Source organism: Achromobacter sp. ACM04, assembly GCF_014851465.1.
Classification (GTDB): domain Bacteria; phylum Pseudomonadota; class Gammaproteobacteria; order Burkholderiales; family Burkholderiaceae_B; genus Achromobacter; species Achromobacter aegrifaciens.
In genome coordinates this window covers 310,688-334,675 of record NZ_JACUZS010000001.1, presented here as the reverse complement: position 1 = coordinate 334,675, position 23,988 = coordinate 310,688, and the positions used below count along the sequence as shown (strand labels likewise).

The 23,988-nt window shown below is 66.9% G+C and carries 20 protein-coding genes; 10 read left to right on the top strand and 10 right to left on the bottom strand.

Features of this window, described 5'->3' with window-relative positions; genetic code table 11:
- Positions 1 to 33: 33 nt before the first annotated feature.
- A complete protein-coding gene (locus IB259_RS01710; protein ID WP_192327236.1) occupies positions 34 to 1,296 on the bottom strand; it encodes a Zn-dependent hydrolase in 1,263 nt (420 codons plus the stop codon).
- An 11-nt stretch (positions 1,297 to 1,307) separates the two neighbouring features.
- Entirely contained in the window at positions 1,308 to 2,663 is a 1,356-nt protein-coding gene (locus IB259_RS01705) for a dihydroorotase family protein (RefSeq protein WP_175163603.1), read from the bottom strand.
- A 99-nt stretch (positions 2,664 to 2,762) separates the two neighbouring features.
- On the opposite strand from IB259_RS01705, the gene IB259_RS01700 reads away from it, so the two are divergent.
- Entirely contained in the window at positions 2,763 to 3,653 is an 891-nt protein-coding gene (locus tag IB259_RS01700) for a LysR family transcriptional regulator (protein ID WP_125473083.1), read from the top strand.
- A 247-nt stretch (positions 3,654 to 3,900) separates the two neighbouring features.
- Positions 3,901 to 5,223: an MFS transporter gene (locus IB259_RS01695; RefSeq protein ID WP_225590486.1), complete on the top strand. Its 1,323-nt coding sequence runs from the start codon at positions 3,901 to 3,903 to the stop codon at positions 5,221 to 5,223.
- Positions 5,224 to 5,283: 60 nt separating this feature from the next.
- Here the strand turns inward: IB259_RS01695 and IB259_RS01690 are convergent, their stop codons facing one another.
- The 4 genes from IB259_RS01690 to IB259_RS01675 all read right to left on the bottom strand — a co-directional run bounded on the left by IB259_RS01690 (position 5,284) and on the right by IB259_RS01675 (position 9,063).
- Positions 5,284 to 5,877, bottom strand: a complete 594-nt coding sequence (locus IB259_RS01690) for a 2-hydroxychromene-2-carboxylate isomerase (protein ID WP_119451794.1) — start codon at positions 5,875 to 5,877, stop codon at positions 5,284 to 5,286.
- Positions 5,878 to 5,888: 11 nt separating this feature from the next.
- Positions 5,889 to 7,226 (bottom strand): MFS transporter, encoded by a 1,338-nt coding sequence (locus IB259_RS01685; protein ID WP_082401350.1) that lies wholly within the window; start codon positions 7,224 to 7,226, stop codon positions 5,889 to 5,891.
- Positions 7,227 to 7,271: 45 nt separating this feature from the next.
- Entirely contained in the window at positions 7,272 to 8,057 is a 786-nt protein-coding gene (locus tag IB259_RS01680; RefSeq protein ID WP_192327229.1) for an aldolase, read from the bottom strand.
- Positions 8,058 to 8,187: 130 nt separating this feature from the next.
- Positions 8,188 to 9,063, bottom strand: coding sequence for a LysR family transcriptional regulator (locus IB259_RS01675; protein ID WP_192327227.1), 876 nt, complete (start codon positions 9,061 to 9,063; stop codon positions 8,188 to 8,190).
- Between the two features lie 149 nt (positions 9,064 to 9,212).
- On the opposite strand from IB259_RS01675, the gene IB259_RS01670 reads away from it, so the two are divergent.
- Positions 9,213 to 9,656 carry an NUDIX hydrolase gene (locus IB259_RS01670; RefSeq protein ID WP_175163618.1) on the top strand — a complete coding sequence of 148 codons (444 nt, stop codon included), beginning with the start codon at positions 9,213 to 9,215 and terminating at the stop codon, positions 9,654 to 9,656.
- Positions 9,657 to 9,660: 4 nt separating this feature from the next.
- Here IB259_RS01670 and gcvA read toward each other — a convergent pair whose 3' ends face one another.
- A complete protein-coding gene (gene gcvA, locus IB259_RS01665; RefSeq protein WP_054459106.1) occupies positions 9,661 to 10,557 on the bottom strand; it encodes a transcriptional regulator GcvA in 897 nt (298 codons plus the stop codon).
- 124 nt (positions 10,558 to 10,681) lie between these two features.
- Between gcvA and IB259_RS01660 the strand changes: the two genes are divergently transcribed.
- The 4 genes from IB259_RS01660 to IB259_RS01645 all read left to right on the top strand — a co-directional run bounded on the left by IB259_RS01660 (position 10,682) and on the right by IB259_RS01645 (position 15,699).
- Complete coding sequence (locus IB259_RS01660; RefSeq protein WP_192327224.1) at positions 10,682 to 12,106, top strand: amidase; 1,425 nt, start codon at positions 10,682 to 10,684, stop codon at positions 12,104 to 12,106.
- A gap of 8 nt (positions 12,107 to 12,114) precedes the next feature.
- Positions 12,115 to 13,380, top strand: a complete 1,266-nt coding sequence (locus IB259_RS01655; RefSeq protein WP_192327221.1) for an MFS transporter — start codon at positions 12,115 to 12,117, stop codon at positions 13,378 to 13,380.
- A 28-nt stretch (positions 13,381 to 13,408) separates the two neighbouring features.
- Positions 13,409 to 14,218 (top strand): aminoglycoside phosphotransferase family protein, encoded by an 810-nt coding sequence (locus IB259_RS01650; protein WP_175163624.1) that lies wholly within the window; start codon positions 13,409 to 13,411, stop codon positions 14,216 to 14,218.
- Positions 14,219 to 14,304: 86 nt separating this feature from the next.
- Positions 14,305 to 15,699 carry a GntP family permease gene (locus IB259_RS01645; RefSeq protein WP_175163626.1) on the top strand — a complete coding sequence of 465 codons (1,395 nt, stop codon included), beginning with the start codon at positions 14,305 to 14,307 and terminating at the stop codon, positions 15,697 to 15,699.
- On the opposite strand, the gene IB259_RS01640 is transcribed toward IB259_RS01645, so the two are convergent.
- Positions 15,678 to 16,589: a LysR family transcriptional regulator gene (locus IB259_RS01640; protein WP_054459096.1), complete on the bottom strand. Its 912-nt coding sequence runs from the start codon at positions 16,587 to 16,589 to the stop codon at positions 15,678 to 15,680. The genes IB259_RS01645 and IB259_RS01640 overlap by 22 nt on opposite strands.
- A gap of 114 nt (positions 16,590 to 16,703) precedes the next feature.
- Here IB259_RS01640 and IB259_RS01635 point away from each other — a divergent pair, with 114 nt between their 5' ends.
- Positions 16,704 to 17,447 carry an SDR family oxidoreductase gene (locus IB259_RS01635; RefSeq protein ID WP_119451801.1) on the top strand — a complete coding sequence of 248 codons (744 nt, stop codon included), beginning with the start codon at positions 16,704 to 16,706 and terminating at the stop codon, positions 17,445 to 17,447.
- Between the two features lie 346 nt (positions 17,448 to 17,793).
- On the top strand, positions 17,794 to 18,678 hold the full coding sequence (locus IB259_RS01630) for a crotonase/enoyl-CoA hydratase family protein (RefSeq protein ID WP_054459094.1): 885 nt from the start codon (positions 17,794 to 17,796) through the stop codon (positions 18,676 to 18,678).
- A 24-nt stretch (positions 18,679 to 18,702) separates the two neighbouring features.
- Here IB259_RS01630 and pdeR read toward each other — a convergent pair whose 3' ends face one another.
- Both pdeR and IB259_RS01620 read right to left on the bottom strand, forming a co-directional pair.
- On the bottom strand, positions 18,703 to 20,700 hold the full coding sequence (gene pdeR / locus IB259_RS01625) for a cyclic di-GMP phosphodiesterase (RefSeq protein ID WP_192327218.1): 1,998 nt from the start codon (positions 20,698 to 20,700) through the stop codon (positions 18,703 to 18,705).
- 287 nt (positions 20,701 to 20,987) lie between these two features.
- Entirely contained in the window at positions 20,988 to 21,983 is a 996-nt protein-coding gene (locus IB259_RS01620) for a tripartite tricarboxylate transporter substrate binding protein (RefSeq protein WP_054459082.1), read from the bottom strand.
- A 220-nt stretch (positions 21,984 to 22,203) separates the two neighbouring features.
- Here IB259_RS01620 and IB259_RS01615 point away from each other — a divergent pair, with 220 nt between their 5' ends.
- On the top strand, positions 22,204 to 23,979 hold the full coding sequence (locus IB259_RS01615; RefSeq protein ID WP_192327216.1) for an IlvD/Edd family dehydratase: 1,776 nt from the start codon (positions 22,204 to 22,206) through the stop codon (positions 23,977 to 23,979).
- The last annotated feature ends 9 nt before the right edge of the window (positions 23,980 to 23,988 follow it).

The window sequence follows — 23,988 nt, the reverse complement described above, 5'->3', positions numbered from 1 at the left end:
GGTGACGCGGGCGCCCGGTGGGCGCCCGCCATGTCATGCCCGCAGCTTGCGGTCCAGTTCCAGCACCGACTGGTACAGCACGCGGGTGCCATCCAGCAGCTGCGCGGGTTCGATCCACTCTTCCGGACAGTGGCTGCGGCCGTTCAGGCAGGGGATGAAGATCATGCCGATGGGGCCGGTGGGCGCCATGTAGACCGCGTCGTGGCCCGCGCCGCTGGGCAGGCGCATGGAGGCGTAGCCGAGCTGGTCGGCGGCGGCATGCACCGCGTCCATCACCAGCGGCGTGCAGTCCGTGGGCCGCGCGCGGCTCAGCTGGGTGAAGCTTGCGGACAGGCGCAACGCGGTCAGGTCGGTGGCCACGCCGGCCATCAGCGTTTCGGGGAAGGCGTCCAGCACCGCGTCGCTGTCGCTGCGCATTTCCAGCGTCAGCTCGACGCGGCCCGGCACCGCGTTGGCGGCGTTCGGCGTCATGGACAACCGGCCCACGGTGGCGACCACGTAGTGCGGATTGCCGCTGGCGGCGCTGGCCTGGCGGTGGGCGGCATCGATGATACGGGCCGCGCCCACCAAGGCATCGCGGCGGATGTCCATGGGCGTGGTGCCGGCATGATCCGGCTGGCCTTCCACCGTGATCAGCACGCGGCGGATGCCGACGATGTTGGTGACCACGCCGATAGGCAGGCCGCGGCTTTCCAGCACCGGGCCTTGTTCGATATGCAGTTCGACGAACGCCGCGGTGCCGTCAGGGCCGCGCAGCGGCGCGCCCAGCGCCGAGGGGTCGCCGCCGATGCGGGCGATGCCGGCGGCGAGCGTCTCGCCTTCGGGATTGCGGGCCGCCAGCATGTCGGGCGTCAGCTGGCCACAGAGCGCGCGGCTGCCGACGCAGGAAATGCCATAGTCGCTGGGCTCCTCGGACAGGAAGTCGATGACCTCGAAGGGATGTTCCAGCTGCACGCCTTGCTCGCGCAGGGTGTGGGCCACTTCGATGCCGGCCAGCACGCCGATGATGCCGTCGAAACGGCCCCCGGCCATCACGGTGTCGCAATGCGAGCCGGTGGCGATGGGCTTGCGCGCGGGATCGCGCCCGGCCAGCGTGCCTATCAGGTTGCCGCCGGCATCCAGGCGGGTCGCCAGGCCCGCGGCCTCGAACTCGCTGCGCAGCCAGGCGCGGGCCTCGTCGAACAACGGCGAGAACGCGCGGCGCGTCCAGGGGACGTCGGGCAGGGTGAAGCGGGAAAGGGTTTCGACGCGGGCCCAGAGGCGCTCGGCGTTCAGGGGAGGAAACTGCACAGACATTGCCGTTTCCCTCAGGCCTGGCGCGGACGCAGGAAGCGGCCGTCGCCCTTCTGATTGACGATGCCCTTGCCATCGTAGACCTGCTGGCCGCGGCACCAGGTGCCCGCGACGCGCACGGTGAACTCGCGGCCTTCGAACGAACTCCATTGCACCGCCGACAGGCTGGTAGACGGATCGAAGGCATAGCGTTCCGGCTTGAGGATGACGATGTCGGCGTCCTTGCCCACCTCCAACGAGCCCTTGCGGTCATCCAGCAGGAAGTGCTGCGCGGGGTTGCGGCTCAGTTGGCGCACCACCATGGACGGCGCGATGCCATGCTCTTCGCAGCCGGTCCAGAAAGCGGGCAACAGCGTTTCCAGGCCCGGGCCGCCGGACGAGTTCTTGAATACGTTCGGATTCTGCTTGCGCTCCAGGCCCCAGCTGACATGGTCCGACGACACGAAGGTGCATTCGTCCTTGGCGATATGGGTCCAGAGCAGGTCGACCTCGGCCTTGGGACGGATCGGCGGATAGTGCTTGGTCTTCGCGCCGAAGCGGCGGGTGTGCTCTTCGTGGTTCAGCATCAGATACTGCACGCAGGTTTCGATGCTGGCGCGATGGCCGTTGCGGCGGTACATGTTGCAGATCTCGAAACCGCGGGAAGTCGACACGTGTACCGCATGGGCGCGCGCGCCGGTTTCGGCGCCGATCTCATAGATCAGCGCCGTCGCCAGGTTCTCGATCAGCGGCGTATGCGCGCGCATGAACGCGTCCCAGCCGGTGTCGTCGGCCTCGACCAGCCGCGCGATGTTCTTGCGGGTCAGTTCCTGCATCTGGTTGTGCACGCCGCAAACCAGTCCGGATGGAGCGATCAGGCGGAAGGCTTCGTACAGATCGTCTTCCTCGATGCGGGGAAATCGGCCCGGGGTCGCTTCGAAGGTCGAAAACTTGAAGGCGCATACGCCGCCTTCGATGAGCCCCGCCGCGGCCGCCAGGCCGTGCTGGGTGTTCAGGGTGCCGAACAGCGCCACGTCCACATGGCAATCGCGCTCCACCTCGGCGATCTTGGCGTCGAGCTGCGGACGCGAAGCCACGGGTTCCGGATCGTCGTAGGGCATGTCGACCATGACCGTCACCCCGCCGGCGGCAGCCGCGCGCGATGCCCAGCCCAGTCCTTCCTGGTTCAGCTGGCTGCCCGAATGCACCTGGCCGTCGACCACGCCGGGCACGATCCACTGGCCCCGCGCATCCACGCTGTCGCGGCCCGCGGGGGCCTCGCCAGCGCCGCGCGCCGCGACCTTGCCGTCCCTGACCGCCAGCCAGCCGTCCATCACCACGCCATCCGGGTCGACGATGTTGCCGCGCACCACCAAATCGAAATCGCTCATGACCGCTTCCATCCTGTGTTGAGTGCAGGCAGTGTAGGAGCGGTCATCCAAAACGTCTTATGCTTATATGTGCGTGAGAATTAACATCAGGTTAAGCATATGAAATTGAATCTGCGGCAGATCGAAGTCTTCCGGGCCATCATGCTCAGCGGCTCCATCAGCGGCGCATCCAAGCTGCTGTTTGTTTCGCAGCCCGCGGTCAGCCGGCTGATCGCCTATACGGAGCAGCGCCTGGGCTTGATGCTGTTCCAGCGCATCAAGGGCCGGCTGTACCCCACCCCTGAGGCCCACCGGCTGTTCGTGGAGGTCACGGCGCTGTACCAGAACGTGCAGCGCGTGAACGAGGTCGCCGACAATCTCGCCGAAAACCGCGAGGGGCAACTGCGCCTGTCCTGCAGCCCCAGCCTGGGCCAGTCCTTGCTGCCCCGCGCCATCGCGCTGTTCCGCAAGCGGTATCCCCAGATGCGCATCGTGCTGCAGACTCAGATACCGGCAACGCTGCAACAGGCGCTGTTGACGCAGCAGATTGAATTGGGTGTGGCCTACATGCCGGTGGAACACCCCAGCCTGGCTTCGCAGCCTCTTTACGAAAACAAGATCGTCGCGGTCTTGCCGAAGGGGCATCCGCTGGCGGCTCAAGGCCAGGTAGAGGTGCGCGATCTGGTCAAGGAACCCTTGATCGGTTACAGCGCCGACATCCCTTTTGGCATGCTGATCAACCGGCTGTTCGGCAACGAGGACTCACGGCCCGAGCCGCTCATCGAAGTGCAGCAGGCCCATGTCGCCTGCGCCCTGGTGCAGGCAGGCGCAGGCGTGGCGTTGGTGGACGAAATCACGGTGGCTGGCCCTACGTGGTCAAACGTGGTGGCGGTGCCCATCCGGGGCACCGTCAACGCGCCAGTGAACGTCTTCTACTTGCAGTTGCAGCCCTTGTCGCGCCCCGCGCTGGCTTTCATCAACGTGCTGCACGAGTTGGAACGGCACAATTAGGCTCATCTGGCCCCGCTTAACCTCCCCTGGGGTTATCCCTTAGCCCGAGCCGAACCGTCCCCCAGCCCCGCTATGGCGTGGGCGAGCGATTAATCTGATGTTATGGACCAGGAACAAAAGGTAATACGACATTATCGGCATTGGTTCCTATGATGCGCTCGTCTGTTCCGGGGAACTGGCCACCTACTCGCCACAACGCCCCCCGAACGCTCACGATCTGAACTGGGAAACAATGAAGGACATCTCGATGAACCTGGGAGCCGAGGCCGTGCCGACCCGCAACGCGACCCAATCCGCGCGGCATCACAGCGGCCGCAAGGCAGTCATTGCCGCTTCGGCCGGCAATGCGCTCGAATGGTATGACTTCACCGTCTATGCCCTGTTCGCGGTCTACATCGGACAGAACTTTTTTCAGAACGCCAACCCGACCGTGCAATTGATGACGTCGTTCCTGGCCTTTGGCCTGGGCTTCGTCGTCCGCCCGCTGGGCGCGCTGGTGCTTGGCTCTTATGGCGACCGGGCCGGCCGTAAGGCGACCCTGACGCTGACCATCATGCTGATGGCCCTGGGCACACTGCTGATCGCCGCCGCGCCTCCCTATGCCGCCATCGGCGTGGGCGCTCCGCTGTTGATCGTCTGCGGCCGTGTATTGCAAGGCTTTTCCGCCGGCGGCGAAGTTGGTGGCGCCACTGCGTTCCTGGTGGAGCACGCCCCCGCAGGCAAGCGCGGCCAGTACGCGTCCTGGCTGCAGGCAAGCATGGGCATCTCCAACTTGCTGGGCGCACTGGTGGCAACCCTGGTCACCACCCTGCTTACCGAAGAACAGGTTGGCGAATGGGGCTGGCGCATACCCTTCATCCTGGGTTTGGCAATCGCACCGGTGGGCTTGTGGATGCGCGCGGCGCTGGACGAAACGCCCCACTTCCGCGAGGAACAGGAACGCCAGGCCCGCCAGAATGCCCGCGTCAAGGCGCCGCTATTGGCTGTCATCCGTGACTATCCCAAGGAACTGCTGACCGGCCTCTGCATGTCGGTGCTCTGGGCAGTCGGCCCCTATGCCCTCATCATTTTCATGCCGATCTACGTACAGAAATCGATGGGATTCACGAGTTCGGAAGCCTTCCTGGCTGCGCTGGTAGGCAATCTATTCCTGACCGGTGGCTGTGTATTCTCGGGCACCCTGTCGGACCGCTACGGACGCCGCAACATGCTGCGCGCAGCCGCCGCAGTGCTGCTGGTTGCTGTCTACCCGCTGATGATGTGGCTGCAGGCATCGCACACGCAGATGACGCTGATCGTGGTGCAGTCATTGTTCTGCCTGATGGTAGCGATGTACGTCGGCGTGGCGCCCGCCGCGCTGTCCGAAGTGTTCCCCACCGCGGTGCGTTCCTCGGGCATGTCCCTGACGTACAACACCGCCGTAACCGTGCTGGGAGGCTTCGCTCCGGCCATCCTGACCTGGATCACTTACACGACGGGCGTGGCCTTTGCCCCGGCGCTGTATGTCATGGCCGCCAGTCTCGTCGCGCTGCTCGCTCTGACCGTACTGCCGCAGGGCAAGCACATCTGAAATCGCCCTGGCGGGCCGCCGTGCCAAAAGTGCGCGACAGCCCGCCAGCCCCTGCTTCATTCAGGCCGCCACCGCCTCCTCCAGCATCTCCAGCCGGTCCTGCCCCCAGAACACCTCGCCCCGGTACACATACGACGGCGATCCGAACACCCCAGCCGCGACCGCGTCGTTGGTGTTGCGGCGGTAGACGGCCTCGATGCCGGGCTCGGCCGCCGCGGCCAGCAGCGCCGGAGCATCCAGCCCCTGCTGTGCCAGGATGGCGCGCAGGGTGGCCTCGTCGGAGATGTCCTGCTCGTCGCACCACTCCGCTTTCAGGATCGCCTTGTACAGCGCCGCCACCGGCAGGCCGGCATGGTCCGCCGCGATGACGATGCGCGAAGCCAGGCTGGCATCCGGGCACATATAGGCCGGTTGCGGATTGACGCGGATGTCCAGCTTGCGGCACCAGCGCGCCAGCTCCGTCACGCGGTAAGCCTGGCGCTCAGGTGCGCGCAGGCCCAGCAGGATGCCGCCGGTGCGGGCGTAGACCTCGGGCAGGTCCACCGGCAGGTAGCGGATCACCGCCTGCTGGCGCGCCGCCAGCGCCTCCAGCCTGTCGGCGCCGAGGTAGGCCCAGTCGGAGTTCATCCAGAAGTAATAGTCGATGGTCTTCATGGCGTCCACAATCATGGCGTCCTCAGGTTGGCGCGGGCCGGCACCCGCAAGGCCGCAACCGCAGGCGCCTCGCTGCGCATCAGCCAGGCGCTGAACAGGGCGATCACACCCAGGATGCTCAGGTACCACACCACGTACTGGGGATCGCCCCCGCCCTTGGCCAGCAGCCAGGTCGCCACGATGGGCGCCAGGCCGCCGCCGATGGCGCCGGACACCTGTACCGCCAGCGATATGCCCGTGTAGCGCACCTCGGCCGGGAACTGGCTGGAGAACAAGGTGCCTTCCGGCCCATAGAGGCAAGCGTAGACCAGGCCGACCGCCAGGCAAACCGCCAGGATGATCCAGCCCGTGTCCCGCGTGCCCAGCAGATGGAAGAACACCGGCGCGCACGCCAGGATGCCCAGGGTGCCGGCCATGAACACCCACTTGTGCCCGATCTTGTCGCCCAGCATGCCGAACAGCGGCATGGTGAACAGCGCCACGGCCGCGCCCCAGATCGTGGCGTCCAGCATCACGGAACGCGCAATGCCCAGCGTGCCCGTGGCGTAGGCCAGCGAGAACGTCACCACGGTATAGAACCAGGTCACTTCCGCCAGCCTTGCGCCCACCACCACCAACAGCGCGCGGCGATGGTGCTTCAGGACTTCCGCCACCGGCACTTCGACCTTGGCGCCCTTCTCCTTCATCTGCTCGAAGTCTGGCGACTCGGCCACCTTGACCCGGATGAACCAGCCCACCAGCAGCAGAACCACGCTGGCCAGGAAAGGCAGGCGCCAGCCCCAGGCCAGCATGTCGGCCTCGGGCAAGGTCGCGACCGCCCCCATCGCCAACGACGACAGGATCAGGCCCGGCGCCACGCCGGCTTGCGGCAGGCTGCCGAAAAAGCCCTTCTTGCCATCCGGCGCATGCTCCACCGCCATCAGCACTGCCCCGCCCCATTCGCCGCCGACCGCGATGCCTTGCAGGAAGCGCATCAGCACCAGCAGCACCGCGGCCCAGTAGCCGATCTGTTCATAGGAAGGGATCAGTCCGATCAGGATGGTGGGCACGCCCATCAGCAACAGGGTGATCAGCAGCATGGATTTGCGGCCGATCTTGTCGCCGTAGTGGCCGAAGATCACGCCGCCCAGCGGCCGTGCGAAAAAGCCCACGGAATAGGTGGCGAACGCCGCCAGCGTGCCCGTCAGCGGATCGAAGGAAGGAAAGAAGATCTTGTTGAAAATCAGCGCGGCAGCGGTGCCGTAAAGGAAAAAGTCGTACCACTCGATGGTGGTGCCCATCATGCTGGCCAGTCCGGCCGTCACGTAATCGCGGCGCGAGCGCGCAGCCGCAGGCTTGGTCGTCATCATCATGACTCCCCGAAAAAAGTTCTGGAGGAATGGGGCTGCGCGGTATCAGGCGGCGGGCAGCGGCAAGGGCGCAATGCCATGCGTCTGCCGGGCCCAGTAATTGAACGTCGCATTGACGATCGAGGGCTTGAGCAGATAGTCGTGCGCTTCGCGCGCCAGCGTGTCGTCCACCGGCGTCAGCGGGCCGAAGGCCTGCGCGCGGATCTGCATGCGCGCCGCGCGTTCCAGGTAGACCGACAGGTAGGTCGCCTCTTCGCAAGACACGCCGGCCGTCAGGTAGCCGTGATGCGCCAGGATGATGGCGCGCTTCTTGCCCAGCGCGCCGGAGATGATCACCCCTTCCTGGTCAGCGATCGGCACGCCTGGCCATTCCCCCAGGAAGGCGCAGTCGTCGTGCAAGGGCGTCATGTCCATCTGCGAGATCACCAGCGGCTGGCGCGCCGCGGCCAGCGCCGAGGCCCACGGCGAATGCGTGTGGATGATGGATTGCACGTCGGGCCGCGCTTCGTATACCCACAGGTGAAAGCGGGTGGCCGGGTTGGCCATGCCCTCGCCCGTCAGCGTGTGCAGGTCGCGGTCTACTTCGATGAAGTCGGCCGGCGTGGCTTCGTCAAAGCCCAGCCCGAAGCGCAGGGTCCAGTAGGCCCCCGGGCGCTGCGAACGCACGCTGATCTGGCCGGCGAGCCCGGCTTCCTGCTCGGTCATGGCCAGGATGCGACAGGCATAGGCCATGGTTTCCTGGATGCTGCGCGGCACGGCGCGCAGATGGTGCGCCATTTCCTGCGTGGCGCGGGTGTCGAAATAGGATTTCTCTCGTAATGCGGTGCTCATGTCTTCCCCTGTGTAATGCCCGCGCCATCGGCGCCACCGGACGCCGCGCGAGGTATGCACAGTATGGAAAGCCATGCGCAATACAGCCATGCAGCCACGGTCATAGCTGCTATTCGACCCGCCAGGCCGGCTATTGCGCCGCGATGCGGTGGGCGACGGCCAGCAGCTCGCTCACCAGCGGCAGGGGCTGGCGGTTGGCCAGCGTGATGGCGACCACGCGCCGCCGCAAGATGGGGCTATGGACCCGGACCTTGCGCAGGCCGTACTCGGTCAGCAGCTTGTCGGGGATGCGGGACGGCAGGATGCAGGCGCCCACGCCCGAGGACACCAGCTTGAGCATGGCGTCTATGGTTTCGGCCTCGGCCACGAACTCCGGCTCCAGCCCCGCGCTGTGGATCATCTTGCGCAGCGCGTAATGCGGCGGAAAGCCCACCAGCCGCAGGTCCATGCCGGCCAGGTCGACGTCGTCCGGCAGTTGCACCTCGCCGCGCACGATCAGGCACATGTCGTCGTCAAACAGCGTGGCCGACGCCAGGTTGTCCGAGGCGACCGCCGCGTCGTAGACGAAGCCCACGTCCGCCTTGCCGCTTTCCACCAGCGCCACCACCTCGGGCGAACTGCGGCCCATCACCGACAGGTTCACGTGTTCATGGCTGCTGACGAAACTGGCCACCACCTCGGCCATGAAGTAGTAGCTGAGCGTGTGCACGGTGGCGAGCCGGACCGTTCCCTGCGTCACGCCTTCGCGCTGGCGCACGGCCTCCAGTACCCGGTCGATGTTCCGATAGGCGGGCTGGATGCCGTCGAGCAGCCGCGCGCCGGCTTCGGTCAATTCCACGCCGCGGCCTGTGCGCACGAACAGCGGCTTGCCCACGTGGGCCTCCAGCGCCGCCAGTTGCCGGCTCAGCCCGGACTGGGTCTGGTCCAGGTCCTCCGCAGCACGCGATAGCGATTTGAGTTCCGCGATGCGCAAGAAATAGCGCAACTGCCGGTCCGGTGTATCCATGCTGCCCTCCCGCCCCCTTTTCGATGCGCTCATGCTGGCGCGGTTGACAGTGTGCACCAGCGACCGGTCCGGCACTACGGGGATTTGCGCTAAGGCCGGGTTGGCGTACCCTGGCATACCCAGGCCTCTGCCACGAAAAGGAACCTCGCATGACCGCGTCCCCGCCCCAGCGTCCCATCGCCGCCACCATCGCAGCAGTCGTGCGCGACGGCCGCGTGCTGCTGGTGCAACGCGCCAACCCGCCTGACCAGGGCCGCTGGGCCTTTCCCGGCGGCAAGATCGACGCGGGCGAAGGCGTGCTTGCCGCCGCCGCGCGTGAACTGCTGGAAGAAACCGGCGTGCGCGCGCAACCGCTGCACGTGTTCGACGCGGTGGACGTCTACGACCGCGACGACGCGGGCGCGCTACGCCGCCACTTCATCCTGATCGCGGTGCTGTGCCGCTGGCAATCCGGCGAGCCGGTGGCGGGCGACGATGCCGCCGACGCCCGCTGGGTGCCGCTGGAAGCATTGGACAATCATTCGCTCGCGACCAGCTTCGGCGTGGCCGAACTGGCGCGCAAGGCGGCGGCGCTATCATCGGCCGCGCCGTAGCGTTTCAGGCTGGCTCCCCCAGGCCGCTTTCCAGCAGCCAATCGCGAAACACCCGCGCCTTTTCCGGCATGGCGCCCCTGCCCGGCCACACGAGGTAGTAGCCAAACTCCTCCAGCCAGGCGTCGCCGGCCAGCCGGACCAGGCGTCCAGCAGCCACGTCATCCTGCACCATCGCCACGGGCAGCAGTCCTGCGCCCTGGCCAGCGGCCACGGCCTGCAGCAGCAGGCTGCCATCATCGAACGCGGGCCCACGCGGCATGCCCGCGTCCTCCACGCCCTGCGCCGCAAACCACAGTTGCCAGCCGTTGCGCGCTTCGTCATGCACGCGCGGCCAGCGCAGCAGTTCCCGCGCGCCAGCCGGCATCCCCAGCTTCGCCACCAAGCCGGCCGATGCCACCGGCACGACTTCCACGGTCAGCAGGTGTTCGCTTTGCAATCCCGCATAGCGGCCCAGTCCGTGGCGGATCGCGATGTCCGCGCCGTCCCGGCCGAAGGCCGCCAGCGCGTTGCTGGTGACGAGCTGCAGGTCGATCTCCGGATGGCGGGCATGGAAGTCATGCAATCGAGGGATCAGCCAGGCCGACGCGAAGAACGCGGTGGTGCTGAGGGTGAGCACGCGGCTCTCGGGCGGCTGGGCGACACGGGCGGACGCGGCCAGGATCTGGCGGAAGGCATTGCGCACCGGCGGCAGGTAACCGTGGCCGGCATCCGTCAACTGAATGCCGCGGTTCACGCGCAGAAACAGCGCCACGCCCAGATGCTGCTCCAGCGACTTGATCATCTGGCTGACCGCGCCGGGCGTCACGCATAGCTCCTGCGCCGCGTCCTTGACCGACAGATGGCGGGCCGCGGCTTCAAAGGCGCGCAACGCGTTGAGCGGAGGCAGTCGTGGAGCGGTCATTTCCGAAGAGTTCAATGATTTAGTTTTTCTAATTCAAACCGAATAGAAATCATGGTTTGTACGCTGTTCCAGCAGACATTAACTTGATCGGGTCTGTGACGAATAGAAGATGGATAAAGAATAGATGAACTATACGGAAGACATCAAGGCCGCCGACCTGTACCAACTCGATCTGCTGGCGCTTGCCGCCCTGATCCAGTCGGGCGAGGTCTCGCCCGTGGAGATCACGCGCGCGCAACTGCGGCGCATCGAAGCGCTGGACGGCGACCTGCGCAGCTACGCCCATGTGACCGCGGCCTCTGCGCTGCAGGAAGCCCAGGCCGCCGAAATCGAAATACGCCAGGGGCGCTACCGCGGCCCCCTGCATGGCGTCCCCCTCGCGCTGAAGGACCTGTTCCGGCGCAAGGGCGTGCCTACGGCTGCCGGCGCCGCGATCCACCGGGGCGTGCCCGCCGACCATGACGCCACGGTAGCCAGCCGCCTGCGCGACGCGGGCGCCGTGCTGCTGGGGCAGCTGCAAATGACCGAAGGCGCGTACTCCGACCATCACCCCGACGTCGCGCCGCCGCGCAACCCCTGGCACGCGGATTACTGGATCGGCATCTCATCCAGCGGATCGGCGGCGGCGACGGCCGCGGGCTTGTGCTTCGGCGCGACCGCCTCGGACACCGGCGGATCCATCCGCTGGCCTTGCGCGGCCGCGGGGCTGACCGGCATCAAGCCGACCTGGGGCCGTGTCAGCCGCCACGGCATGTTCGAACTGGCGGCCTCGCTGGATCACGCCGGCGTCATCGCGCGCAGCGCGGCCGACGCCGCGGCGCTGCTGGAAGCGATTGCCGGACCCGACGCGAAGGATCCGACCGCGTTGCAAGCGCCCGTGCCGCGCTACGCCTTGGAGGCCGCCGTTCCCGCTGCCGGCCTGCGGATCGGCGTGGATATGAACTGGAACCACCGCAACGTCGATGCGCAGACTCAACGCATGATGGAATCGGCAATGCAGGCCTTCGAACAGCTGGGCGCAACCCTGGTGCCGCTGCAGTTCCCCATCGAAGACGCGGCGCAGGCCGTGCGCGACTGGGCGCCGCTCTGCGCGGTCGAAGCGGCGGTGGCGCACGCCAGCACCTATCCATCCCGCAAGGCGGAGTACGGACCGGTGCTGGCCGGCGTGATCGAAGCGGGACGCTCGCTATCCGGCCTCGACTACCAGCGCATCCTGTTGCGTCGCATGGCCATGCGAGGCAAGGTCGACGCCTTGTTCGGCCGCGTCGATGCGCTGCTGACGCCAGTGCAGCCCATGGCGCCGCTCACGCTCGAAGCCATCAGCGTCCTGGGACTACAGCCCGGGCTGGTCGAAGCGCTGCAACGCTATACCTGCGTGTTCGACATGACCGGGCATCCCTGCCTGACGCTGCCCGCCGGGCAGTGCGAAACCGGCATGCCCATGGGCTTGCAACTGGTGGCGGCCCATCTGGGCGAGCCCGTGCTGTTCCGCTTGGGCGCCGCTTTCCAGGCGGCGACAAGCTGGCATCTGCGCCGGCCGGCACTGTGAGGCCAAAGATGAACATGCATGCGCGGCACGGCGCCAGCCGGATCTTCCACGGCTGGCGGGTGGTGGCCGCGGCCTTCGCCATCACCTTGCTCGGCTTTGGCAGCGCCTATTCCTTCAGCGCCTTCGTCGACGCCTTGCAACGCGACTTCTCCGCCACGCGCGGCGCGGTGTCGCTGGTGTTCTCGCTGGCGGGCTTTCTCTACTTCGGTTTCGGCGTGGTCAGCGGTCCGCTGGCGGACCGCTACGGCTCGCGTCGCATGGCCTGGATAGGCATGCTGCTGGTGGCGCTGGGCCTGGCGCTTGCCAGCGCCGCGCAGAGCATGATGCAGATCTACCTGGCCTACGGCCTGGGCGTCGGGTTGGGCGTGGGCTGCGCCTATGTGCCGGTGGTGGGCGCGGTACAGCGTTGGTTCCTGCGCCGCCGCGGGCTGGCCTCGGGGCTGGCCGTCAGCGGCATCGGCGTGGGCACGCTGCTGGTGCCGCCGCTGGCGTCGGCGCTGATCGAACTGTGGGGCTGGCGCGCCGCGTATCTGGCGCTGGCCGCGGCGGTGGCTGTCCTGGGCTGCGCCGCGGCGCGCTGGGTTGAAAATTCGCCGCAAGACCGCGGACTGCAACCCGACGGCGACGCAGCCTCCACCGTCCGCGCAGCGTCGGCCTCCCCGCCCGCCGGCGTGCCGGTGCTCACCGCCATCCGCAGCAGGGTCTTCCTGCTGCTGTACCTGGCAGCCATGGCCGGCGCCTTCGGCGTCTTCGTGCCTTTCGTGCATCTCATCCCGTACGCCTTGGATCATGGGATCGCGCCGGGGCTGGCCGTGCTGCTGCTGGGCTTGGTCGGCGTGGGCAGCACGGCCGGCCGATTCCTGCTGGGCACGCTGGCCGACCGCCTGGGCCGGCGCGCCTCGCTCGCCACGATGTATGGCGGCATGGCGGCGTCGCTGGCGCTATGGGGCGCTTGCGGCCAGTTCTGGACGCTGGCTTTGTTCGCCCTGGTGTTCGGCGCGTTCTACGGCGGCTGGGTGGCGCTGATGCCGGCGGTGGTCATGGATTACTTCGGCGGCCGCCACGTCAGCGGCATCATCGGCGCGCTCTACACCAGCGTGGCGTTCGGAACGCTGATCGGTCCGGTGGCGGCGGGCCATGCGTACGACCTCAGCGGCTCCTATCTGCTGCCCATCGTCGCCAGTGCGGCGGGCAACGCTTTGGCGGCGGCGATCACGGCACTGCTGCCGCGGCAAGGCGCGACGCAGGCCGCGCCGCGCCCAGCTCTACTATAGGGGTCCATCCAGGCACTTCCGGCGCCCCATGTTCGACACCTACCTTTCCCGCTGGCAACTTACTCCCGACGGCGCTCCCGTCATCACGCACGCCGCCCAGTTGCTGCCCGTGCGCCATCGCGGCCTGCCCGCCATGCTCAAGGTCTCGCACGAGGAAGACGAAAAGCAAGGCGGCGTGCTGATGCGCTGGTGGGACGGCCAGGGCGCGGCGCGCGTGCTGGCTCACGACGACGCAGCCATCCTGCTGGAGCGGGCCACCGGCACGCGCTCGCTGGCGGACTACGCCCGCAACGGGCGCGACGACGAGGCCACCCGCATCATCTGCAGCGTGCTGCGGGACCTGCATGCCCCACGAGCCCAGCCGCTGCCCGCGCTGCGTCCGCTGGAAGAATGGTTCGAGGAACTGTGGCCCATGGCGCAGGCGCAAGGCGGCATCCTGGCGCACAGCGCGCGCCACGCCCGCGCCCTGCTCGACAGTCCGCGCGACCTGACGGTGCTGCACGGCGACGTACACCACGACAACATCCTGGACTTCGGCGAACGCGGCTGGCTGGTCATCGACCCCAAGCGCCTGCATGGCGAGCGCGCCTTCGACTACGCCAACATCTTCTGCAACCCGGACCTGGCGGATCCCGTTCCGCCCGTCGCCATCGTGCCTGGGCGCTTCGAGCGGCGGCTGGAGCTCATCGTTGCTCAGTCGGGCCTGGAGCGCCGCAGGCTGCTGCAATGGATCCTGGCCTGGTGCGGACTCTCCGCCGCCTGGTTCATGGGCGGCGGCGAAGACGCCGCGATCGACCTGGACATCGCCCGCCAGGCGCACGCGCTGCTGGAACGCTGAATCGCCGCCGTTGTAAACAAGGCATTCGGCTCGATGCGGTAAGGTGTAGCCCCACACCCCTTATCTCTTCATTCCCGGAGTACCGAATGACCGGATTGTTCATCGTGGTGGCGGCGCTGGCGTTCCTGATGCTGGCGGCGTATCGAGGCTATAGCGTGATCCTGTGCGCGCCCATCGCGGCCATGGGCGCGGTGCTGCTGACCGACCCGTCGGCGCTGGCGCCCGTGTTCTCGGGCATCTTCATGGAGCGCATGGCGGGCTTCGCCAAGCTCTACTTCCCCGTGTTTTTGCTGGGCGCCGTGTTCGGCAAGCTGATCGAGCTGTCGGGCTTCTCGCGCGCCATCGTGCAGGCAGTGCTGCGCCTGATCGGCGCCGAACGCGCCATCATGGCCATCGTGCTGGTCTGCGCGGTGCTGACCTACGGCGGCGTGTCGCTATTCGTGGTGGTGTTCGCGGTGTATCCGTTCGCGGCCGAGATGTTCCGCCAGGGCGGCATCCCGAAACGGCTGATGCCGGGCGCGATCGCGCTGGGCGCGTTCACGTTCACCATGACCGCGCTGCCCGGCACGCCGCAGATCCAGAACATCATCCCCACCACTTTCTTCGAAACCACCACCTGGGCCGCGCCGTGGCTGGGCCTGATCGGCGCCTGCTTCACGCTGACCGCCGGCATCGCCTACCTGGAGTGGCGGCGCAAGCGCGCGGCAGCCGCGGGCGAGACCTACGGCACCGACCTGCGCAACGAACCGGTCACGCCGCCCAATGAACGCGAGCACCATCCGCTGATCGCGCTGCTGCCGCTGGTGGTGGTGGGCGTCGCCAACTACCTGCTGACGCGCTGGATACCGGACTGGTATCCGGCAGGCTCCGAAGTCGCGCTGCCGGGCCTGCCCAAGCCCATGCCCGTCAACGCCGAGGACCAGGTGGCGCTGTGGGCGGTGATGGGCGCGCTGATCGCGGGCATCGTCACCATCCTGCTGTTCTCGTTCCGCGGCATCAAGGCGCATTTCGCCGAAGGCAGCAAGAGCGCGGTGTCGGGCGCGTTGCTGGCCTCGATGAACACCGCAGCGGAATACGGCTTTGGCGGCGTCATCGCCGCCCTGCCCGGCTTCCTGCTGGTGGCCGACGCGCTCAAGGCCATCCCCGACCCGTTGGTGGGCGAGGCGGTGGCCGTGACCTCGCTGGCCGGCATCACGGGTTCCGCCTCGGGCGGCATGAGCATCGCGTTGGCGGCCATGGCGCAGACCTTCATCGACAGCGCCCACGCGGCGGGCATCCCGATGGAAGTGCTGCACCGGATCGCCGCCATGGCCAGCGGCGGCATGGACACGCTGCCGCACAACGGCGCGGTGATCACGTTGCTGGCGGTCACGGGCCTGACGCACCGGCAGTCCTACGGCGACATCTTCGCCATCACGCTGATATCGACCACTTCGGTCTTCCTGGCGATCGCGGTGTACTACCTGACCGGCATCGTCTGAGCCAGGCCGGCTGCGATGACCTCCGCCAGCCATTGCGTGAAGACGCGCACCCGCGCCGACACCTGGCGGTTCTGCGGATACAGCACCGACACGGGCATGGGCGCGGGCGGCGCGCCGGGCAGCACGATCTTCAACTCGCCCGCCGCCAGCTCGCGCTCGACGCGGTAGCGCGGCACCTGCACCAATCCCAGGCCGGCCAGCGCCGCACCGGTGTAGAGCTCCGCGCCAGTCACGCTGACCACGGCCCTGGGGCGTACCTGCACGTTCTTGCCGTCGACCATGAAATCGAGCGGCAGGCTGCGCCCAGTGGCGCTGGACAGGTAGTCCACCGCCCGATGGCCTTCCAGATCTTCCAGCCGCCGCGGCTCGCCGTGGCGCGCCAGATAGGCGGGGCTGGCCACCGTGACTTGCGGCATCAGCGCGATCTGGCGTCCCACCAGCGAGGAATCCTGCAGCGTGCCGGTGCGCAGCACGCAGTCCACGCCTTCGCGCACCAGGTCCACCAGCCGGTCGTCCTCGCCCAGTTGCAGCACGATGTCGGGATAGCGTTCCAGAAAGGCCGGCAGGCCGGGCATGACGAAGAACCTGGCCAGCGTGCCCTGCGCATTGACGCGCAACAGGCCCTTGGGCGAGGTGTCCAGGAAGGCGCCGTCGGCCTCTTCCAGATCCGCCAGGAGCCGCACGCAGCGCTGGTAGTGGGCCTCGCCATCATGGGTCAGCCGTACCTGGCGCGTGGTGCGTTCAAGCAGGCGCGCCCCCAGGCGCGCTTCCATCCGCTTGACCAGATTGGTGACCGTGGGCCGCGGAATCTGCAGGTCCTCTGCCGCCTTGGAAAAGCTACGCCTTTCGGCGATGCGCACGAACACCTGCATTTCCTGGAACCGGTCCATTGTCACTCGCCCATTATTAATGCATATGAAATTATATTAGCGGATATAGAGTAATTATCTTTTTTCTGGAATAGTTCAAGATACGCCTCACCCCCATCCAACCGGAGATACGACATGAACACCCAGGCCACGCAACGCATCGCGCTCGTCACCGGCGGATCGCGCGGCATAGGCGCCGCCATCGTCCGCCGCCTGGCGCGCGACGGCCACGCCGTCGCCATCAACTACGCCTCCAGCGCCGCCGAGGCCGAGGCGCTTGCCGACGAAATCCGCGCCGCGGGCGGCCGCGCCCTGGCAGTGCGCGCCGACGTGTCCCGGGCGGACCAGGTGCGCGCCATGTTCGACCAGGTGGAAGCGGGACTGGGCCGCATCGACGTCCTGGTCAACAGCGCCGGCATCCTGAAGATGGTGCCGCTGGCCGAGACCAGCGACGAGCTCTACGAGCAGACCTTCGGCATCAACACCCGCGGCACCTTCAACACGCTGCGCGAGGCTGCCACGCGCTTGGCCGACGGCGGCAGCATCGTCAACGTGTCCAGCACCACCATCGCGCTCAACCTGCCGAACTACTCCGTCTACATCGCCAGCAAGGCAGCGGTGGAAAGCCTGACACAGGTGTTCGCCAAGGAATTGCGCGGCCGCCGCATCACGGTCAACGCGGTGGCGCCCGGCCCCGTCGCCACCGACCTCTTCCTGAACGGCAAGAGCCCCGAGCTGATCGAGCACTACGCCAAGATGCCGCCGCTCGAACGCCTGGGCCAGCCCGATGACATTGCCAACGTGGTGTCGTTCCTGGCAGGCCCCGAGGCAGGCTGGGTCAACGGGCAGATCCTGCGCGCCAACGGCGGCGTCGCCTGATCCGCCGCATTCCGAAGCGGTACAACGCAAGCCCGCGCGCGGCCATTCGGCCGCGCCATCCCTCATCCCTACGCATGAGCGCGCCGCTTTCGGCGCGTGCGCGGCGCATCGCCCCGACAGCCGCGAATTTGCGTGTATCCCTCATCCGTTTTACCCATGCCCCCATCGCCTGATGGGTTGAGCGGCTGCGCCCGCTCGCCGCGTTTCTCCATTGATCACTCGGGCCTTTGACTTACGGACAAGTCTGGCCAGCTGGACGAGGTTTGCATGAGACGAGAGCCGGAAGGTCTGTATTAGGCTGATCCCGTAGTACTCCGACTCACCTTGATCAATTGGACGAAAGTAAATGAATCAACTCATTCATCCGGATTGCCACCCCTTCACCGCCGCAGGCAACCTGAAGCAGCTCTCGGCGTTCTACGAGGAGGGACGTCGGGTCATGTGGATGATGCTGCGCGCTCAACCGCGTCCGTGCTTCAACCATGAATTGATCGACGAGATCATGACCCTGGCGCGCGCCGCCAAGGACTCCGGCCTGCCCATCGATTTCTGGGTCACCGGCTCGCTCGTTCCTCAGATCTACAACGTGGGCGGCGATCTGAATTTCTTCGCGGAAGCCATACGCACCGGCAAGCGCGAAGCGCTGCGGGCGTACGCCCGGGCTTGCGTGGATTGCGTGCATGCCGCCACCCGCGGCTTCGACACCGGCGCGATCTCGCTGGCGATGATCGAAGGCACCGCCCTGGGCGGCGGCTTCGAGGCCGCGTTGGCCCACCACTTCGTGCTGGCGCAGAACACCGCCCGCATGGGCTTTCCTGAAATGGCGTTCAACCTCTTCCCTGGCATGGGCGGCTACTCGCTGGTGGCACGGCGTTCGGGCATGAAGCTGGCCGAAGAGCTGATCGGCACGGGCGAATCCCACACCGCCGAATGGTTCCATGGCCGCGGCCTGGTCGACGTGCTGTTCGAGCCGGGCGACGCCTACAAGGCCACGCGCACCTTCATCGACGTGATGCGGCCCAAGCTCAACGGCATGCGCGCCATGCTGCGTGCGCGCCAGCGCGTGCTGAGCCTGTCGCGCTCGGAGCTGATGGACATCACGGAAGATTGGGTCGAAGCCGCGTTTTCGATCGACCCGAAGGACCGCGCCTACATGGAGCGCCTGGTGATGGCGCAGAACCGCCGCAGTTCTTCCAGCGCGGAGTCCGCGCTGGAAGCCACCATGCATTGATGCGGTAAGGCGCTGCCGGCTGCGTCAGGCAATGAGATGCAGCCGGCGGCGCTGGGCCAGCCAGGCGGTGAACTCCGCCGCCGGCATGGGCTTGGCGTACAGGTAGCCCTGTTTGGCGTCCACGCCCAGGGTGTCGACGAACACGGCCTCTTCGGTCGTTTCCACGCCCTCGGCGATCACCTTCAGCTCCAGCGTGCGCGCCACCGCGACGATGGCGCGCGCCAGCGCCTGCGACACCGGGTTCTCGTTGACGCCGCGCACGAAGCTCGCGTCCAGCTTGATCGCGTCCAGCGGAATGCGGGCAAGCTGCGACAGCGAGGAATAGCCCGTGCCGAAGTCGTCCAGATGAACGCGCGCGCCCAGTTGCCGGAACTGCTTGATCAGTTCGATGGCGGCGCCTTCGTCGTCGATCAGGCAGCTTTCGGTCAGTTCGATGTCCAGCAGGCAGGGATCCAGGCTGGCGTCGCCGATGGCGCGCATGAAGTCGCTGACCACGCCCTTGTCGTTCAACTGCCGCGCCGACACGTTGATGGCGATGCGGATGTTCAGGCCGTCGCGCTTCCAGGCCGCGGCCTGCCTGGCCGCTTCACGCATGACCCACACGCCCAGCGGCGAGATCAGGCCGGATTCCTCGGCATAGGGAATGAAAACGCTGGGGCCTACCATGCCGCGCTCCGGCGAGCGCCAGCGCACCAGGGCTTCGACCCCATCGACCTCGCCGTTGCGGCCGGCCAGCTTGGGCTGGTAGTACAGCATCAGATGGTCTTCGGCCAGCGCCTTGCGCAGATTGGTGTCCAGCCAGACGTAGTCCGCGTTGCGGCGGTCCATCTCGGGTTGGAATACGCGGTAGGTATGGCGTCCCGCTTCCTTGGCCACATACATGGCGATGTCGGCGCTGCGCACCACGCTGTCCAGGTCGGCGCCGTGGTCGGGATACATGGCGATGCCGATGGAGCAACTGGTGTAGACCTCGATCAGCCCCTGGCGGAAAGGCTCGCGCAGCCGTTCGATGATGCGCTGGGCGGTCGCCTCCAGTTCCCAGGTCTGCGCGGCCTCGTGCAGCACGATGAATTCGTCGCCGCCCAACCGCGCCAGGGTCTGGCCTTCGGAGAGGCAGGAGGAAATCGCGACCGCGACCGACTTCAACAGCCGATCGCCGAAGCCGTGGCCGTAGTGGTCGTTGATGCGCTTGAAATTGTCCAGGTCCAGGAACAGCACGCCGCCGCGCCCATCCTGGCCCGCCGCCAGCGCCGCCTTCAGCCGCGTGGTGATCGCGTGGCGGTTGGGCAGGTTGGTCAGCATGTCGGTGTTGGCCAGCACCCGCAGGCGCTCCTGCGCCTGGCGTTCCTCGGTGATGTCGGTGCCCGAGCAGATCAGGTAGACGCGCTTTTCGCCGCTGCCGCTGGTGACGAACTTGTTGCGGAACAGGAAAAGGCGCGGCCCCTTGACCGTATTGATGAGGCGTTCGGCCTCGTAGGATTGCCCGCGCTTGTAGAACTCGGCGATATTGCGGCGCGAGGCGATCGCCTCTTCGCGCGTCATGAACATCTCGAACACGCTGCGGCCGATGATGTCCTGCTCGCGCTTGCCGGTGTATTCCTCGCTGAGCTTGTTGAAGCGCTGCACCCGGCCGTTCTGGTCCACGATGACGATAACCGAGTTGGCCTCGGACACGACGGTCTCGGCGAAGGACAGGCCTTCGACCAGATCCTTGGCCACGGATTCGGTATCGGAATGGGCGGACGCGGTGCCGGCCCATTCGTTGGGATTGATCTTGCGGCCCACCAGATGGAGCCGGAGCATGTCGCCGTACAACGAGATGTCGATGCGCACGCTGGAAGTGATGCCCGTCAGGCTGCGTATCGTCTCGGCTTGTTCCGGGCGCAATGCCATTGCGATATTGGCTGCGCCCTTGACTGCTGCAAGTTCGAACGCGTCGCTATCGGCGGACAGACGCCAATACGGACTGTGCGTTCCGAAATGCGTGTACAGAATCGACTTTTCGTCCTGGTCGTCTGTCATTGTTATCCCCCTTCTGCCGTCCCGGGAAGGCCCGCAAACTACATTACGGCCTAGTCTATTCGGGGTCAACCACTGTATACAATCTCGCGAGGGTTTTATTGCGGTTTATTGCGTCCCCTTTGGCGGTTCATAGCGCAAAAGTTTGCATCCACCCTTTTTTCAGTGCGTATTCCCCAGTTTGCGCGCAAGCCTTGTTGCGTCTTTCACGAGCGCGCGCGCAAACAAAATCGCCGGAGGTTCCGGGCGGAACTTCCGGCGGGTGACGTATAGCCACAACTTTAGGGGTATTAATCCCCCTTCACGCCCGCGTCGTCGATGACTTTGGTCCAACGCGCCAGTTCGGCCGACACGCGGGCGCCGGCGTCGGCCGGCGTGGTCCAGGTGGCGATGGCGCCCTGGTTCAGCAGCGAGGCCTGGACCTCAGGCTTGGCCAGGATCTTCTTCAGTTCGCCATTCAAGCGCTGGATCACGGGCGCCGGAGTATTGGCGGGCGCCACAATGCCGAACATCGAACTGACCTCGAAATCCTTCAGGCCGGCTTCGGCCGCGGTCGGCACGTCCGGCAGCGCGTCCACGCGTTGCGCCGACGTCACCGCCAGCGCGCGCAGCTTGCCGGCCTTGATGTTGCCCTGTGCCGCGGGCACGGTCTCGATCATGCTGAGCACCTGCCCGCCCATCAGGTCGGTCATCGCCGGGCCGCTGCCCTTGTAGGGTACGTGCAGTACGTCCACGCCGGCGGTGCGCTTGAACATTTCGGCGGCCAGATGCTGCGGCGAGCCGTTGCCGGCCGAACCCATGGTGATGTACCCGGGCTTGGACTTGGCCAGCGCGATGAACTCGGCCAGCGTTTTCGCCTGCACCGACGGATTCACCACGAACACCAGCGGCACCGTGCCCACGATGGACACCGGCGCGAAGCTCTTCTCCACGTCATAGGTGACGCGGCCGCGGTACAAGGCGGCGTTGATGGAATGGCTGGTCAGCGCGCCCATCAGCAGCGTGTAGCCATCGGGCTGCGCCTTGGCGACCTGGTCGGCGCCGATGTTGCCGGCGGCGCCCGCGCGGTTCTCCACGATCACCGACTGGCCCAGCGCGCCGGTCAGCTCCTGCGCCAGCACGCGGCCGATGACGTCGGTCGCGCCTCCGGGCGGGTACGGCACGATCATGCGGATGGGCTTGTCGGGGTAGGCGTCGGCGGCCAGGGCGGGAGCGGACACGCCGGCGCACAAGGCCAGCAGGGAAAACAACACGGCGCGGCGCGGCCGCAGACGCAGGTCTGACATGTAGGTCTCCTGCCGGGATGAGTATAGGAATGAAACGGACGCCCGGCTCGTCAACCGCGCCAGTGTAGGTTCACCTTCTTGATTGAAGAATCAGAATTTTTCTATCGACTGATCTACATAAAGGATCAATCAAAAGGCGCCGATAAATCGCTTGCAGCCATTTCCAAAGGCTGGATATGATGCCGCCATCAGATTATCAATAATATTATCGAGATAAATAATGAAGGACGAGATCAAGAAGGACGCAGCCGCGCCGGGCCCTTTCAGCAGTGACGGCGCCACCGCTCGAGGCGTGGCCCGCGGGCTCACCAACTACGGCGACACCGGCTTTTCGCTGTTCCTGCGCAAGGCCTTCATCAAGGGCGCGGGCTTGACCGACGACGCCTTGTCGCGCCCCATCATAGGCATCGTCAATACGGGCAGCAGCTACAACCCCTGCCATGGCAACGCGCCGCAACTGATCGAAGCGGTCAAGCGCGGCGTCATGCTGGCCGGCGGCCTGCCCATGGACTTTCCCACCATTTCGGTGCACGAGAGCTTCTCCCAGCCCACCAGCATGTACCTGCGCAACCTCATGTCCATGGACACCGAGGAGATGATCCGGGCCCAGCCCATGGACGCGGTGGTATTGATCGGTGGCTGCGACAAGACCGTGCCGGCCCAACTGATGGGCGCGGCGTCTGCCGGCGTGCCCGCCATCCAGCTGGTCACGGGGTCCATGCTGACCGGCTCGCACCGCGGCGAGCGCGTGGGCGCCTGCACCGACTGCCGCCGCTACTGGGGCCGCTACCGCGCCGAAGAGATCGACGCGGCCGAGATCTCGGACGTGAACAACCAGCTGGTCGCCAGCGTGGGCACCTGTTCCGTGATGGGCACGGCCAGCACCATGGCCTGCATCACCGAAGCCCTGGGCATGATGGTGGCCGGCGGTGCGTCGGCCCCGGCCGTCACCGCCGACCGCGTGCGCGTCGCCGAGAAGACCGGCGCCACGGCGGTCGCCATGGCCGCCTCGCGCCTGACGCCCGACCGTATCCTTACCGGCAAATCCATCGAGAACGCCCTGCGCGTGCTGCTGGCCATCGGCGGCTCCACCAACGGCATCGTGCACCTGACGGCGATCGCCGGCCGCCTGGGCATAGACATCGACCTGGCCGGCCTGGACCGCATCAGCCGCGAAACGCCCGTGCTGGTCGACCTGAAGCCCTCCGGCCAGCACTACATGGAAGACTTCCACCACGCCGGCGGCATGCCAGCCCTGTTGCGCGAGCTGCGCCCCTACCTGCACCTGGACGCGCTGACCGTGTCGGGCCGCACGCTGGGCGAGGAACTCGACGACGCCCCGCCCGCCTTCGCGCAGGACGTGATCCGCACCGCGGCCTCGCCCATCTACCCGGTGGGCGGCCTGGCCGTGCTGCGCGGCAATCTGGCGCCGGGCGGCGCCATCATCAAGCAATCCGCCGCCAATCCCAAGCTGATGGAGCACGAGGGCCGCGCCGTCGTGTTCGAGGACGCCGAGGACATGGCGCGGCGCATCGACGACGAGGCGCTGGATGTCACCGCCGAAGACATCCTGGTGCTCAAGCGCATCGGCCCGACCGGCGCGCCCGGCATGCCCGAAGCCGGCTACATGCCCATCCCCAGGAAGCTGGCGCGCGCCGGCGTGAAGGACATGGTGCGCATCTCCGACGGCCGCATGAGCGGCACTGCCGCCGGCACCATCGTGCTGCACGTCACGCCCGAAGCCGCCATCGGCGGCCCGTTGGCCTACGTGCAGAACGGCGACCGCATCCGCCTGTCGGTGGCCAACCGCGAGATCGCGCTGCTGGTGGACGACGCCGAACTGGCGCGCCGCGCCGCGGCCCAGCCCATCGTCCGCCCCGTCGCCGAACGCGGCTACCGCAAGCTGTTCCTGCAGACCGTGACCCAGGCCGACCAGGGCGTCGACTTCGACTTCCTGCGCGCCGCCGTCACGCGCGACACCGTGCCGAAAAAGTAGGCGGCAAGC

Coding starts and splice junctions, on each gene's coding strand:
- IB259_RS01710 (WP_192327236.1), bottom strand. CDS start 1,296: ATGTCTGTGCAGTTTCCTCCCCTGAACGCCGAGCGCCTCTGGGCCCGC.
- IB259_RS01705 (WP_175163603.1), bottom strand. CDS start 2,663: ATGAGCGATTTCGATTTGGTGGTGCGCGGCAACATCGTCGACCCGGAT.
- IB259_RS01700 (WP_125473083.1), top strand. CDS start 2,763: ATGAAATTGAATCTGCGGCAGATCGAAGTCTTCCGGGCCATCATGCTC.
- IB259_RS01695 (WP_225590486.1), top strand. CDS start 3,901: ATGAACCTGGGAGCCGAGGCCGTGCCGACCCGCAACGCGACCCAATCC.
- IB259_RS01690 (WP_119451794.1), bottom strand. CDS start 5,877: ATGAAGACCATCGACTATTACTTCTGGATGAACTCCGACTGGGCCTAC.
- IB259_RS01685 (WP_082401350.1), bottom strand. CDS start 7,226: ATGATGACGACCAAGCCTGCGGCTGCGCGCTCGCGCCGCGATTACGTG.
- IB259_RS01680 (WP_192327229.1), bottom strand. CDS start 8,057: ATGAGCACCGCATTACGAGAGAAATCCTATTTCGACACCCGCGCCACG.
- IB259_RS01675 (WP_192327227.1), bottom strand. CDS start 9,063: ATGGATACACCGGACCGGCAGTTGCGCTATTTCTTGCGCATCGCGGAA.
- IB259_RS01670 (WP_175163618.1), top strand. CDS start 9,213: ATGACCGCGTCCCCGCCCCAGCGTCCCATCGCCGCCACCATCGCAGCA.
- gcvA (WP_054459106.1), bottom strand. CDS start 10,557: ATGACCGCTCCACGACTGCCTCCGCTCAACGCGTTGCGCGCCTTTGAA.
- IB259_RS01660 (WP_192327224.1), top strand. CDS start 10,682: ATGAACTATACGGAAGACATCAAGGCCGCCGACCTGTACCAACTCGAT.
- IB259_RS01655 (WP_192327221.1), top strand. CDS start 12,115: ATGAACATGCATGCGCGGCACGGCGCCAGCCGGATCTTCCACGGCTGG.
- IB259_RS01650 (WP_175163624.1), top strand. CDS start 13,409: ATGTTCGACACCTACCTTTCCCGCTGGCAACTTACTCCCGACGGCGCT.
- IB259_RS01645 (WP_175163626.1), top strand. CDS start 14,305: ATGACCGGATTGTTCATCGTGGTGGCGGCGCTGGCGTTCCTGATGCTG.
- IB259_RS01640 (WP_054459096.1), bottom strand. CDS start 16,589: ATGGACCGGTTCCAGGAAATGCAGGTGTTCGTGCGCATCGCCGAAAGG.
- IB259_RS01635 (WP_119451801.1), top strand. CDS start 16,704: ATGAACACCCAGGCCACGCAACGCATCGCGCTCGTCACCGGCGGATCG.
- IB259_RS01630 (WP_054459094.1), top strand. CDS start 17,794: ATGAATCAACTCATTCATCCGGATTGCCACCCCTTCACCGCCGCAGGC.
- pdeR (WP_192327218.1), bottom strand. CDS start 20,700: ATGACAGACGACCAGGACGAAAAGTCGATTCTGTACACGCATTTCGGA.
- IB259_RS01620 (WP_054459082.1), bottom strand. CDS start 21,983: ATGTCAGACCTGCGTCTGCGGCCGCGCCGCGCCGTGTTGTTTTCCCTG.
- IB259_RS01615 (WP_192327216.1), top strand. CDS start 22,204: ATGAAGGACGAGATCAAGAAGGACGCAGCCGCGCCGGGCCCTTTCAGC.